This is a genomic window from Spirosoma flavum, assembly GCF_042686045.1.
In the GTDB taxonomy this organism is placed as follows: Bacteria; Bacteroidota; Bacteroidia; order Cytophagales; family Spirosomataceae; genus Spirosoma; species Spirosoma flavum.
On record NZ_JBHUOM010000001.1, the window covers coordinates 140,503 to 154,421 of the forward strand.

9 protein-coding genes are annotated in these 13,919 nt (G+C 48.6%); 4 read left to right on the forward strand and 5 right to left on the reverse strand.

Features of this window, described 5'->3' with window-relative positions; all coding sequences use genetic code 11:
• The first annotated feature begins 27 nt into the window (after positions 1-27).
• Together ACFS25_RS00590 and ACFS25_RS00595 are read left to right on the forward strand one after the other, a co-directional pair.
• Complete coding sequence (locus ACFS25_RS00590) at positions 28-963, forward strand: CPBP family intramembrane glutamic endopeptidase (RefSeq protein ID WP_381496457.1); 936 nt, start codon at positions 28-30, stop codon at positions 961-963.
• 103 nt (positions 964-1,066) lie between these two features.
• Positions 1,067-2,821 carry a GMC oxidoreductase gene (locus ACFS25_RS00595; RefSeq protein ID WP_381496458.1) on the forward strand — a complete coding sequence of 585 codons (1,755 nt, stop codon included), beginning with the start codon at positions 1,067-1,069 and terminating at the stop codon, positions 2,819-2,821.
• 69 nt (positions 2,822-2,890) lie between these two features.
• On the opposite strand, the gene ACFS25_RS00600 is transcribed toward ACFS25_RS00595, so the two are convergent.
• Positions 2,891-5,188, reverse strand: coding sequence for an FAD-dependent oxidoreductase (locus tag ACFS25_RS00600; RefSeq protein ID WP_381496459.1), 2,298 nt, complete (start codon positions 5,186-5,188; stop codon positions 2,891-2,893).
• Complete coding sequence (locus ACFS25_RS00605) at positions 5,166-7,229, reverse strand: glycoside hydrolase family 2 protein (protein ID WP_381496460.1); 2,064 nt, start codon at positions 7,227-7,229, stop codon at positions 5,166-5,168. Before ACFS25_RS00605 ends, ACFS25_RS00600 begins: the two co-directional genes overlap by 23 nt.
• Positions 7,230-7,327: 98 nt before the next feature.
• Here ACFS25_RS00605 and ACFS25_RS00610 point away from each other — a divergent pair, with 98 nt between their 5' ends.
• Together ACFS25_RS00610 and ACFS25_RS00615 are read left to right on the forward strand one after the other, a co-directional pair.
• A complete protein-coding gene (locus tag ACFS25_RS00610; protein ID WP_381496461.1) occupies positions 7,328-7,531 on the forward strand; it encodes a hypothetical protein in 204 nt (67 codons plus the stop codon).
• A gap of 97 nt (positions 7,532-7,628) precedes the next feature.
• The gene (locus ACFS25_RS00615; RefSeq protein ID WP_381496462.1) at positions 7,629-7,952 is read left to right on the forward strand and encodes a PIN domain-containing protein; all 324 of its coding nucleotides are present in this window, start codon (positions 7,629-7,631) and stop codon (positions 7,950-7,952) included.
• Here ACFS25_RS00615 and ACFS25_RS00620 read toward each other — a convergent pair.
• From ACFS25_RS00620 to ACFS25_RS00630, 3 genes are all read right to left on the reverse strand, one after another.
• Positions 7,908-9,632, reverse strand: a complete 1,725-nt coding sequence (locus ACFS25_RS00620; RefSeq protein WP_381496463.1) for a sodium:solute symporter family protein — start codon at positions 9,630-9,632, stop codon at positions 7,908-7,910. The genes ACFS25_RS00615 and ACFS25_RS00620 overlap by 45 nt on opposite strands.
• Positions 9,633-9,753: 121 nt before the next feature.
• A complete protein-coding gene (locus ACFS25_RS00625) occupies positions 9,754-12,336 on the reverse strand; it encodes a glycoside hydrolase family protein (RefSeq protein ID WP_381496464.1) in 2,583 nt (860 codons plus the stop codon).
• A gap of 94 nt (positions 12,337-12,430) precedes the next feature.
• A complete protein-coding gene (locus ACFS25_RS00630; protein WP_381496465.1) occupies positions 12,431-13,909 on the reverse strand; it encodes a RagB/SusD family nutrient uptake outer membrane protein in 1,479 nt (492 codons plus the stop codon).
• Between the last annotated feature and the right edge of the window lie 10 nt (positions 13,910-13,919).

Here is a 13,919-nt window from a genome sequence, read left to right on the forward strand (position 1 = left end):
GCCCAATCTACCTAATTACTCATCGTATTGAAATCCCTCTGGCGTGACTTGCGCGACCATCTCCGCACCGATTTTCGGCTTGACCTGTATGCTGCCACCGCCCTTTGGGTCGTTTTACTTCTGACGGTTAATTTCACGCTAAATTTTGAAGACTCATACATAGACTCATCTCAGGGCAAGCCAATCTGGCCGGTTTTATATTTCGGCTTGTACGCCACCGCCTATTACGTGAGTGTGTGGCTTTGGACTTACTTTCACCATCGGCTCTATACTTGGCGCAGCCGGGAATTCTGGTTTCGAAGTGGGATTGCCCTAATTTGTTACTCGATTTATGCTGGTTTCTATGCGCACAGTGAGTGGAGTCGGCAGATATTCAATGGGCAGATTTATGTATTTGCCTATTACTGCCTGCACAACTTGCAATCGGTCCTGACAATTGTCCTGCCGCTATATCTGTTTTATAAATTTGTAGACCCCTATCCGAGCAGTTTTTATGGCATGACACCGAAGCGGAAGGGGTTAGCCTTATACGCAATTCTGCTGGGGTTAATGATTCCGCTTATCACGTTTGCCTCGTTCCAGCCCGACTTTCTTCATTCCTATCCAACCTATCACGATACGAATGCCAACGAATTTTTCGACGTGCCGGAGTGGGTTACCGCTCTCATTTACGAGCTCTGCTACGGCTGGGATTTTGTGCCGACTGAACTACTTTTTCGGGGTTTTCTCGTTATTGGTATGAGCCGGGTGTTGGGACGTGGAGCAGTTTTGCCAATGGTTGTCTGGTATTGTTCCATCCATTTCGGTCGGCCATTGGGCGAGGCTGTTTCGTCACTGTTCGGTGGGTATTTATTGGGTGTGCTGGCCTTGAGCACACGAAGCATCTGGGGTGGTTTACTCATTCATATCGGTATTGCCTGGGGAATGGAAATTGCGGCTTTTTTGCAAAGTACAGGTCGATAACGTCCCAAAAGTTGTTACTATATTATCAGTTAAATTTGGTGTTTCGTGTCCACCTTTTGAGCATTATTTTTATCAACGTCTAACTAAGAATTCTTACCCTGATATGAGTCGAAAAAACATTCCTGCGCAAACACCCATTCCATCAGGAAAAAAATTCGATGCTATTGTTGTTGGTTCTGGCATCAGCGGTGGTTGGTCGGCAAAGGAACTTTGCGAAAAAGGATTGAATGTGCTTTTGCTCGAACGAGGTCGTATGATCGAGCACGTTACGGATTATCACACGGCTACCATGAATCCGTGGGATTTTCCGCACCACAATCTGGAGATGCCAACGGACTTGCTGAAACAGTATCCGGTTCAGAACCGAACCGGGTTTACAATTACTGAAGCGACACACCAGCATTTCGTCAATGATTTGGAAAATCCTTACGTCGAAGAAAAACCTTTTGACTGGATTCGTGGGTATCACGTTGGTGGTAAGTCGCTGATGTGGGGGCGCTATTCGTTCCGGTTTTCTGACCTCGATTTTGAGGCTAATGCCAAAGAAGGCATCGCAACGGACTGGCCAATTCGCTACAAGGACATTGCGCCCTGGTACGATTACGTTGAGAAGTTTGCAGGCATTGCGGGTGATCGTGATGGATTGCCGCACCTGCCCGATGGACAGTTTCAGCCCGCCATGCCCGACAATTGTGTGGAAGCACATTTTCGGCAGACGGTAAATGAGCAGTTTGGGGATCGTAAAGTGATTTCGGCGCGGGCCGCTCACCTAACCGCACCTACGCAGGAACAGATGAATCTGGGCCGCGCAAAATGCCAATACCGAAATCTCTGTATGCGCGGCTGTCCCTATGGTGCCTATTTTAGCACTCAATCGGCAACGTTACCCGCAGCCCGCCGAACCAAGCGATTGACGGTTCGCCCGCATTCCATTGTTAACTCAATTATTTACGACGAAAATACGGCCAGTTCAACGTTCGGACGGGCAACTGGTGTTCGGGTTATTGACGAGCAAACGCACGAATGGCATGAGTTTCACGCCAGCGTTATTTTCCTGAATGCATCGGCTTTGGGTTCGACCTATATCCTGATGAACTCCAAATCGAAACGGTTTCCAAATGGTATGGATGATAGTGGGCAGTTAGGTCGGAACCTGATGGACCACCATTTCCATGTTGGAGCTACCGCCGATTATGACCACGATTTAGATAAATATTATTACGGTCGGCACCCCGCCGGACTATACATTCCGCGTTTCCGTAACCTTCCCGACCAGCACAATCAGGCATTTACGCGTGGCTATGGGTTTGAGGTTTATACTAATCGGGAGAACTGGGATCATGCCCGTCAAGAGGATGGATTTGGAGCAGATTTTAAGGAAAAAGCAACTCAGTTTGGCACCTGGAAAATAACACTGGATGCCTTTGGTGAATGTCTGCCTTACGAAGATAACCGGGTTCATCTGACCAATGAAGTAACCGATAAATGGGGACAGCCGGTCCTGAAAATGGATGTTCATTATCGGGAAAATGAAACACTCATGCGTAAAGACGCCAAAGAACAAGCTGTCTTGATGTTAGAAAAAGCCGGTTTCTCAAGTATTAACGGCTTTGACAAACAAGCGCATCCGGGCCTGAGCATTCACGAAATGGGTACCGCTCGTATGGGTACTTCGCCCAAAAACTCAGTCTTTAATAAGTTCAATCAGCACCATGTGGTCAAAAATGTATTCTGCACAGATGGGGCAACTATGACCTCGTCGCCCTGCCAGAATCCATCCCTTACGTACATGGCCTTATCAGCGCGGGCGGCAGATTATGCGGTGAAGGCATTAAAACGGGGTGACTTACCCCGGTAATCAACTTACTATAAACGGTTGGAGTCGTGGTGTCAGGTTCTCAAACCTGACACCACGACTGTCACTTCGTTACTCCGCATAACACCGTATCTCCAGTAGCGAAGCGGGGGCAAAATTAGCCTGATGGAAAGCACTCTTTTTCTTCAGATGAATCGTTAGGCTAGTGGTTTCGACGGGTTGTTCGAACCGAATTGTGCGATTGGACTGGTGGTTGTCTGTCTGATGGAAAATTCGTTCCTGTTGGTCATTGCACACTTCGTATTCCTGCACACAGAACGGAGAAACAGTTTCAGGATGAATCATAATGACCGATTCGAGTGGGTGGTCAAAGTCCGTATCAAACCGTAGTTCCACACGGCTAATTTGTTTTCGAGTAGGCCAGCTTAGTGTTATTGTCGGGTTTGTATCGTCAGCGTTAGCCACCCAAGCATTTGGCTGATTCGTAGGTCTTTGAATGCCATTGCGCACATTATTTGAGTTGAATAGTCGGATGCCGGGTTGAATGCGTAACGCAATGTTCTGACCGGCGGGTCGTCGTTCAGGACACCAGAATTCGAACGTATCTACGCCAATATCCTCCGTTGGCTCCTGTTTGCCATAATTCGAGACAGCCGGATTGATTTTATTAAATACCGATAAAATACCCGTAACCCGTAACTGACTGTATTGCAACTGAATATGTTCGTTCTTGAGGAACATAACAAAAATATGTTGCTGCTCAGAAAGCTGGCTGACAAACGATAAATCTATTTCCTGTTTCCCCTTGGATAGTGAAATTGTTAATGTTTCCATCGTTACGTCAGGCGTGTGATTAAACGATTTACTGCTTCGTCTTAGCTCAACGGTTAGCGTTGTATCCTGATCAGCTGTTACGAAAGCGGTCATTCGGGGGATTGCTCCAACTGGCAAGGGCAACATCTGAGCCGCCGAATAAGTCAATGGAAATAGTGCCCCGTCTGGAGGTAACTCGCTGAGAACAAACTCGCTGGAAGCCGACACAGTTGCTTGATGCACGAGATCATTATTGTCGTATAGATGCAGACCCGGAATATGCTGGCCCGTTTTAAGTAGTTCCTGCTGTAACGTCTGCATACGGGCTGGTTCGGTCAGGTCGCGTGGCAGCAACTGGTCACGGGTACTAAGCGCAGCCGCCATGCCCACCGCCTGCCCAACGTGGGCACCCGTTGCCATTACCCGCGACGACCCAAACGCAACGTGCGAAGCACTGATAATACGCCCGGCCAGAAATAAATTCGTAATATTTCGGCTGTAAAGACAACGGTAGGGAATTTGGTAAATCCCTTTACTATGCCATTGATTGCAACCCGGTTTCTCCGAAAAAATACCGTCAGCAGGATGTAAATCAATTGACCAGCCACCAAAAGCAACGGCATCGGGATGCGTTCGTTGCTCAACCACGTCCTGCTGTTTCAGGATAGAGTCGCCCTCAAACCGGCGACTTTCGCGTTTGCCGGGAATCTGACCGACCCATTCTAACGTCATCGTATCGGCTTCGGGAAATTGGCCCGAGTTTTTGATATAATTCCAGACGCCATACACCACTTTCCAGAGTTCCCACTTGATGGTTTCGGTATCGTGAACCGTGTCTAATCGCCCACCGTACTCAATCCACCAAAGCTGGCAACCATACTCCTGAGCGTTAAATCGTTTATATCGGGGAATCTGAGTAATGTCCTGCAAGGCGTAGGCTGGCGGCACAAAGCGAACGGGCCTTCCGGTGTCTTTCGTATAGAAATAAAGCGAATGACCGAGCAATTCGCCGTATTCAGCTGTTGGCGCAAACTTCTCACCGAATTCTTCCCGACTTTCGGCCCCCATCCGAAATGCGGCCCCGGCCTGAAATCCTACAATACCATCGCCGGAAGCGTCGCAAAATAGCGGGGCTACCAGCTCATACATCGTGCTGTTCTGACTACAAAAAGCTCTTATACCACTAATCGTCTCAGCGTTGGATTTTTCAACCTCGTACACCACCGTGTTTAGCAGGAGCTTAATGTTTGGCTCCAATATTACTTTTTCCAGCAATATTGTGTCGAAAATCAACGGGTTGCCTTCTGGATTTCGGTATAGGTTTTCGAGTAGAAGTTCGTCAATAACGCCACCTTCCCGCGCCCAGCGGTTGTTGTTGCCCATGTGCGAGGTTGCCCCCAGTACCCATAGTCGCACTTCGGAGGATGAGTTACCCCCCAATACGGGCCGGTCCTGCACCAGCACAGCGCGGGTCCCTGCGCGGGCCGCAGTAATAGCGCAACAAACGCCTGATAACCCCCCGCCAACAACAATCAAGTCGGCATCGTAGCGAATGGTTTTTAGTGTTCGTTTATCAGTTGCCGGTTCGCGTATCATTCGTTGAGTCGATAATTTGGGTAAGAATTGAAAAGCCCGTTGGTTTGACGACTTCTACCATTAGTGTTTTGTCGAAACCCCGCACCGGAATAGTTAGTGTAGCCTGTTGGCCCGGTTGTAAATCGGGAATAAGTATAGTAGCATTCGCTGCTTTTAGCTGATAATTTTTGATGGCATAAGCCGGAAAGTCATTACGGGCTGTGATGCGTAGCGTTACGGTGTGAACTCCCTCGTTGCCTTGCTGCCAACTAATTTTCTCGACCGTAACGGGTGCCATACCGGTTTGGTGTGCTTTATAAAGTGGCCGTTTCGAGCGGTCCCATCGGACTAATCCCCACGGGCGTGTGCCATCTGCATTAGTGCCATCATGCCGACTCAGATAGTCGTTAAATGACCACCATGACGCACCCACTACATACGGCAACTGTCGAACGTCGGTCAGGAATTTTTCGATGTGGCTCACCTGACCCGCTTCGCTATCTTTGCCGTCGGCCCGAGTACCATATTCGCTAATAAAAATCGGTTTGTCGGGGTAAAGCGAATGGATGTGTTTCAGAATGTTCGTGTGATTGCCGTAGGTATTGGTCGAGATAAAATCGCAGTATTGACTGGCTTCGTCTTCTGGTTTTTTGGGCAGCGTATTCAGTCGCATGGACGCAAATGTGTAGAGCCGGGTGGGGTCAAGTTCGCGAGCATAAGCAATCATATCTTTCGTCCATCGTTGACCTGCCGGTTGCTCAGATAAGTACTCGTTTCCCACGCTATAAGCAATTACGCTGGGGTGATTCCAGTCGCGCTCGGCCATCTCCCGAAACTGCTGCCGGAACTTCGTTCTGATGGTATCGTTGTCCATTTCTCTGGGTGTTAACTGCCAGTTTCCGGCTTCGCTGATGAGTAGCATTCCATTCCTGTCGGCCCAATCGTAGATGGTTTCAGACGGTGTGTAGTGGGTTAGACGCTGGAGTTCCATGCCCGCTTCTTTCATCAGACGCATATCTTTTTCAACGACCCAATCCGGCTCTAGGGACCCCAGACTCGGATAATCGACGACGCGGTTGCCACCCGCCACCTTTATCGGCTGACCGTTCAGCAATAATTGTGCGTTACGAACTTCCACCTTACGAATCCCAAAATGAGTCCGAACTGTGTCGCTGGACGCTATTACCTGCACATCATATAAGGTCGGCTGGTCGATACTCCACAACTTTACGTCGGTAGCTTTCAACGTTGTTTCAGCTTCCAATACAGTCGTCTGATTAGGCGCTACATTACCGGCTGTCTGTTTCCATGTGAGGGTAATGGGTTTTCCATTCTGCTCCACCCGGAAGGCGAGTTTTGGCTTGACTGCTTGATTACTTGCGTTGCGGATACGCGTTTTGATTTTTAGCGTAGCAGCGCCTTTTTGTAAGTCTGGAACTGCTTCCACTTTTACATTGTCAACATATACCTCCGGCTCAACGGTCAGATACACCGGGCGTATCAGGCCGCCATAATTTAGCCAGCCGGGGAATGGGTCGTTGGGCTCGTTATTGTCTTTCGCACCCGGTATGGTTCCCACCCGCCACGTGTCGTTGTTCACCGAAACGGCGATTGTATTATCCGAACCGTTGGACTGTCCCTCTTTCAAATACTCTGTTACATCAAAGTGAAAGGGTGTATAGCCGCCTTCGTGTGTTCCAACTTTCCGATTGTTAATCCAGACCGTTGTTTCGTAATAAGCAGCATCAAAATGAAGGATTACGCGTTTGCCCGCGGTCGGTTTCCAGGGAAATGTCCGGCGATACCAGGCTGTGCCGGTGTAAAATTGATAGCGCGGATCAACTGAAAAACAGTGTGGTACGGTCACTTTATTCCAATGCCCGAGTGGTGCAGCTTCACGGTACCATTTCCCCGTCTCGCCAACGTCCATCGGGTCCATGGCAAACATCCACTCTCCGTGAAGCGGGATCGCGTTCGGATCCCGAATGGTATATTGGGCGAAGACTGTCGGTGCAAACCAAAGAATCAGGAAAATGGGCAGAACGCTTCGTAGGTGTGTCATGTATTGGGGATAAAACGACTTATCAATCAGGTAAGCTTTGTCTTATATGTGTGGAAAATAATTATGTTATGGCAACCTCTTAGACGATACCCACGAAATTGAGCAATCTTCAAATGGAGTTGCTGAAGTTGTATCCATATACCGTCTCCGAAGAAGAATTAACAGAAATCCGACTTTTACTAACTGATTATTTTGCCCAACGAGTTGATAGCGAGATGGGCCAGTTGTGGCAAGAAAAAGGCTGGAATGAACAGACTATTGAGAACTGGAAAAATGAGCATTTACGTAGTCGGTCTGTTTAATGAGAGTCGTATTAGATATTAATGTTTTACTGATTTCTCTTCCTGTTGCATCAAAATATCGACTGATTTTGATTCCTTAAAAGCAGGTAAATTTGAGTTGATTCTGAGTAATGACATTCTCTCGGAATACCATGAAAAATTAGCTGAGAAAGCATCACCTTCGGTGGCGGATAATGTCATTAAACTTCTTTTGTCACTTGAAAACTGCACGTTGCAGTCTATATATTTTGAATGGGGATTAATGCACAATGACCGTACGACGGCCCGGCCAGACGACAATAAATATGTAGACTGTGCCTTGGTTGCGAATGTAGACCATTTGGTCTCTGAAGACCGACATTTTTCTGTTCTCCGTGACATCGAATTTCCCCGCTTATCAGCTATTAGAATTGATGAGTTTCTCAACTGGTGCCAAACCTGATAGTTTCACCTGTTTCGAGGCTCGCCAGGGAATCAGTGCCGCTACCAGAACGACGACGGAAATCGTGGCTGTAATTCCAGCTCCCTGCGTGGTCAGGAAACTTAATCCGCCCAGCATTAAGGCCGTAAATACCAGTGATCCAGCAATGACCTGCAAGCCGAAACGGTTCTGTTTTTTTACGGCAAGTGACTCTTCGGGCGATTCGGCTCGGGCTTCGTCCTGCTTTTGCTGACGGGCAAGCAAATATGTGTAATATTCATCTGCCACTACGCCTTTCGACCGCGCATAGAGTTCATAAGCCAACAATAGTAATAGCGGCAGGCCCACGCCAATAATGGTTTCGGCCCCTCGGGTCAGTTTGAAATCTAGAAGTAACGGGGCCAGTATTTTGAAGAATAAATTGACCGTGAGGCCAATACCCGTAACCCAGAGCGTCGTTCGGCTTGTTAGGCGTTTGGAAAATAACGCCCACAGGGGAGGGGCTAGCAGCGGTCCGCCCGAAATGGACGAAATACTCAACACGACCTCGACAATGCCACCCGCTGCCGGAACCAGCAACGCAATAATGATCATGCCTAAGCCAAAAACCCACGATGAGCCTCGGGCCACGCGCATCAGTTTCCGGTCCGAAGCCGCCGGGTTAATCAATCCTTTATAGATATCGTTGGTAAAAACAGCCGACACTACGTTCAACGCTGTATTGGCACTGGCCGAGGTCGAGAAATACATGCCCGTTAACATTAGCCCAAGCAAGCCCGGTGGCAAAACGAGTTTACAAATCATCAGATACGCATTTTCGGTATCCAGCCCAGTTAATGATGGGTTGATGGCTTTATAAATCATGGGCGGCATCATCCAAATTACGGGGCTAATGAGGTACAAACCCGCAAATAGAAACGCCACTTTACGCGCCGACTTCGGACTATCGACACTGGTATACCGCTGTACGAATGTCCAGTTGCCGCCGATGTAGCAGATGTGATAAATGACAAAAGCCGCTATAAATCCGAAGGTGTATTCGCCATTTAGCAGGTTGAAAAAATCGTCAGGCACGTTTTTAGTAAAGCCATCCCATCCACCCACTTTGTCCAGTGACAGGGGTAACAGAATAAACACCGCTGCCGATAGCACCACAAACTGCAAAATGTCGGTGACCATAACGGCCCATAAACCGCCCACCGCGGTGTAGGCAATCATAAACAAGCCCAACCCGATTGTGCAGGGAACCAGTGGTAAATTGAGCGATATACTGACCAATTTGGCTACTGGGTACAAAACTGATCCTTTAATGAACAGCGAAACTAGCGTAAAAATAAAGATGTATACTTTCTGAACGGTGGCCCCCAATCGTTCGCGAATAAACTCGGCGGCAGTCAAAGCGCCCGTTGCTTTCCAGCGTGGAGCCAGATACAGGCCCGTTATCAGTGCACCAATGCACATTGTCCACTGGATAGTAATAGCTACCCAACCGTGTTTGTAAGCGATTGACCCCCAAGCCACGAATGTACCCGCTGAGAAAAAACTCATAAACAGTGATAAACCGCCGATGAACCAGGGAACGGCCTCTCCACCTGCAAAGAAGGATTTCAAGTTCCGGCCAGTTCGGGCAAAGAGCATACCGATAGCCAGCACAAAGGCCGAGAAAATGACAATGACGGCTGTATCAATGGTTGTATTCATAGTTTCCTGTTTATTTTTTTGACAGGACTCACCGGACTTTTCATTCTGATCCTAAATCCTGTTTTATCCGAAACGTCGGCACGGCTGTCAATCCTGTCAAAAATAAATAGCTGCCCAATCCTTATTGTAAATCTAGTTTCAGCACTTCCTGACCAAAGCCCGGTAAATTAAGTGAAATAGCACTGGTAGAAATGGTCTGATTTGTATCAAGCCGCTTGATGCCCGTAATACGTTTACCCAATACGGCGGGGTTTATTTTTATCGTAGCCATAGTTGACTGCGCGCGGTTATTTTGCAGGATGACATACAGCGTTTTCTGATCGGTGGAGCGAGCCAATACGTAATCTATAACTGGACTGTCGGGTTGCACCAATCCTTCCTGAATCAGTAAGTTGGCAGGTTGTCCATAAATCGTCCCGGCTTTAAAGCCATACGTCTGATGAGGGCCAACTTTAGGCGTCACAAAACCACGCGGAAAAACTATTTTTCCGTCTGAGCGTAGTTCTGCTTCGGCCATCAGGTAATCAGTTAACCAGCCAATCTGCCACCAAGCATGGTGTGGGTAGGGGCCTGACCCCTTATTCATGGCATTCCAGTAATAGGAAGCAACACTCGTTTTCGGCTCAACGAAGGCATCACGGCCAATAGCTCCGGCGCGGGCCATATCCGCGAAAATGGGTTCTTTTGTTAGCTGATACATACGGATAAACATTCCCGCATGGCTGCACAACTGAATGGGTCCCAGCCGGGTAGCCGAGCCGAAGATTCCACCATGTTCAAAGCTCAACCCCGACTGTGAAATCTCCCAATCTTCACGTTGCATTCCATTGACTGTCTTTGATTTATGACTGGCAATGGGATGCGTGTAAATAGAGGTTGTGTATATTTTGGCGGCTATGATGGCAGCTTCTTTGTAGCGAGTATCTTTGGTCAGATCATATAAATCCAGAAGTGCCTGCGCCGACTGCCCCGTAGCGAAATCGGGAGCGTAGCGAGCATCCCCACAAACACCCAGAAAGCTACCTGTTGCAATAGCGTTCTTGAGAAACCAGTCCGCGCCTTTGCGAGCGGCAGCGAGATACTTCGGTTCTTTTAGGATGCGATAGGCTACAATCAAGCCGTAAAACGTAGGCCGTACATCCTGGATGTCTTTGAAAATTTCCTGCTCCGAATGCCGGTCGTAAGCCACCGCCCAATGCCCATCTGGTTTCTGCCAGCTTAACAAACGGTCAGCACCCAGTCGTAGCCGTTCTTTCAGTTCGGCATTGGTTGGCTCGAATAAGAGCATATTTCCAATGTCGAGCATGGTGTAATACGTAAGGCCCATTGGTTCGACCACTTCGCCCCATTCCTCAACAAACTTTTGCGATTTAGCCAGATAGTATTGTCCCTCAGGCGCTCCCTTAAAAAAACCAGCTCCGGTTTCCTGTTGAGCGAGTTTAAAATTTTCGGCGTAAGGCAAGACATTTTTTGTCAATAACGAATCATGCGTCGCATTGGCCAGCATCCACATAGCCCCATAATCGGAGTTTTTCATGGCGTCTTTGTTGGACCCAACTACGCCCCCCATATACGATTGCGCCCCAATTTTCTTTCCCTCAAATTCCTCGATGTTCCACAGAGACGTTTTGGGGTTGGTCAGGTAATGGTGCATTTTTTCAATACGATCGGTCAGCGATTGTTTGGATTGCCGTAACGCCAGCGATTCCCTGAACTGGTAAATGTCATAAACCGTGTGATTCAGTGCTTTGAACCAATCGCCGTCGGTGAGGCTATACCGAAATGTATAGCTAATCGTTTCGCCGGACTTCATCGCTGATTTTGGCTCGCCCAAAACCGGGTAGTAGAGTGTTGGTGAAAGCTGGGCCTTTCGGTTCATGTGGGATAGGCCAATGTTCCAATCCGTTTGCGTGCTTTTGTCGATAGCCCAGGGGTCACGGCCCAGACCCGGTTCTGGAATGACCGATAGCGTTATGCCGTTTTTGGTACTCACAATTGGGCAAAGCGTACTGGCACATCGTTCTCGATACACGACGGGCAAAGGTGGAATTCCGTGACCGTAAGCATACGCTAACGCGAAATTTGGCTGGATTTTATTCCCCTGAAAATAACCCGGTACGGTCGCCCACGCTAAATTTTGCTCAGATATAGTGGCTAGGGTAGGCGTAGCGAGTGAGAAATAACCAGTCGTTTTTGGCGTAATAGTTTGTTTGACAATGATATCAGACGGAAAATTTGGGTCGAATGTCCACGCTGTATTGATGGTGGCTACGTCGGTTTCCTGTTGAAACGACACGCTATTTTTACCCGTTTGCCTGGCTTCTTTCGGGAAAAAGTGAAACGCTTGTCCAGCCGTATTTAATGAAACCGGATTGGTACTCTCGGCCCACTGTCCTTGCTGATAATGATACAGTGGTCCCGGAAATTCTTCACCTGTAATAGATTTGAAGGTGGTATCTGGCTTTGCTGATGGCTTTTCGGCAGCGTACAACAAGGTGTTTTCGCCAGATGGAGTAGCCATACTTATCCATGTAGATCCCTTTCGCACAGCTACTTGTCCAACTGTCCAGCCTTTCGGCGTGTTTGTCCAGATGACTTTTACGCGCTCGTTGGTTAGCGAAACTGACTGCTTCGATTGGGCATTAGTTACCAGCCATGCCAGCCAGCATAAAGTCAAAATTGTAATCGTCCGGGTATAACGCATTGACAAAGAATGATTAAGTTATTTAAACCGTATACTGCCACAGTGTGACGGCAGCAGCCGACTGTCCCGATGGGGTCATACCGAAAATTTAGCTTTACTTCCAATCGGCATTTTGTTCCAGTTTCGGGTTGGCATTGATTTCATCCTGCGGGATTGGGAAATATTTATTCTTTGCCTGAACAGGTCGGGTTGGATACACCGTGTTCACGGCTGATGCTAGAGCCGTCATGTATTTGCCCGTGCGCGTGAGGTCGTACCAGCGGTCTCCTTCGGCGAAAAACTCCCAGGACCGTTCCTGAATCACAGCGTCGATGAAAGCATCTTTGCCCAGACCTGCTGTGAGATCAGCCAAGCCAGCCCGTTTCCGAATGATGTTAATGTACCCGTAAGCCGCCGACGTCGCACCGTTCTGCCGGGCTTCGGCTTCAGCGGCAATCAGATATACATCCGGCAAACGGAGGATTGGGATATTGGGAATGTTGCCGACTGTTGACACTGGGTCCTGGAATTTTTTTATGAGTACGCCCTGCGCCGTAATCGGCGTGATGCTGCGCTGCGGAATAATTTTGTTGCTTTTGTCAACGTACGTAGTGTCCAGCAGTAGCCGTCGTTTATCGCTGGGGTTGAATGAGTTAAAAAACGACTGATAGGCAAACATAGAACCGAATGTGGTTTTGCCGTACTCTGGTCCGGTGCTGGCGGGTGGACCGCAGAGACCGGTTAGCTGATGCCCCCGGCTGGGACTGAACCCACCTTCCGACTCGAAAGCCCACATGTTTTCCACACGGGCAAGGTCTTCTTTGTCGTACCGGTATACATCACGCACATCGGCCATGAGCGAATACTTGCCCGAGTTTATGACTTCCTGCGCTTTCTTCAAAGCTGTCGCCCAATCTTCGTTATACAGCGCAACTTTCGCGTAGAGAGCCGTAACAACTTCGTTCGACGGACGACCTTTTTCGATACCGGGACCCGAAACCAGTCCGGCGTTACTGGCCTGATCCAGATCGCTATAAATTTGCTTATAAACCTCTGCTTTGGTGCTCTTGCCTACTATCGCTTCCGCTTGGGTAGCGCTGGCTTTAATTTTTATCGGCACATCGCCGAAGTTTTTCGTGAGCATCCAGTGATAAAACGCCCGTAGAAAATACGCTTCACCAATAATTTGTTTCTGGCGAACGGCATCCATGCTGGCCGCAGGGACTTTCTGAATAATCCAGTTCGCTTTCTCAATGCCATCGTAGCAGGATGTCCAGATTTGCTGGGGTGACTCATTAATTCGCCCTGCGCTTTTTTGAGTCGTGTAATTAGGGTCATACGTGAACAGCGTGAGTGTGTTACGACCTACTACGGCCCGTGGGTATGCCTGATCGGCGCTTAGGTCGGAGACGATGGTCAGGACGGGTCCGCCGGCCATGTCGGCAATGGGGTCGTACACGGCAATCAACCCTTTTTCGGCGTCAGCAGCGGTTTTGTAAAAGGCTTCGGTGTAAATAGACGAGTAAATGGTTTCCTCCAACTGGCAGGAAATCAGACCGAAGGCAACGAATATAGGAAGTAATATCTTTTTCATGAGTGTAAAG

What these genes read in the sequence shown, in the direction of transcription:
- ACFS25_RS00595 (WP_381496458.1), top strand. Translation starts at nt 1,067, where the DNA reads ATGAGTCGAAAAAACATTCCTGCGCAAACACCCATTCCATCAGGAAAA.
- ACFS25_RS00600 (WP_381496459.1), bottom strand. Translation starts at nt 5,188, where the DNA reads ATGATACGCGAACCGGCAACTGATAAACGAACACTAAAAACCATTCGC.
- ACFS25_RS00605 (WP_381496460.1), bottom strand. Translation starts at nt 7,229, where the DNA reads ATGACACACCTACGAAGCGTTCTGCCCATTTTCCTGATTCTTTGGTTT.
- ACFS25_RS00620 (WP_381496463.1), bottom strand. Translation starts at nt 9,632, where the DNA reads ATGAATACAACCATTGATACAGCCGTCATTGTCATTTTCTCGGCCTTT.
- ACFS25_RS00625 (WP_381496464.1), bottom strand. Translation starts at nt 12,336, where the DNA reads ATGCGTTATACCCGGACGATTACAATTTTGACTTTATGCTGGCTGGCA.
- ACFS25_RS00630 (WP_381496465.1), bottom strand. Translation starts at nt 13,909, where the DNA reads ATGAAAAAGATATTACTTCCTATATTCGTTGCCTTCGGTCTGATTTCC.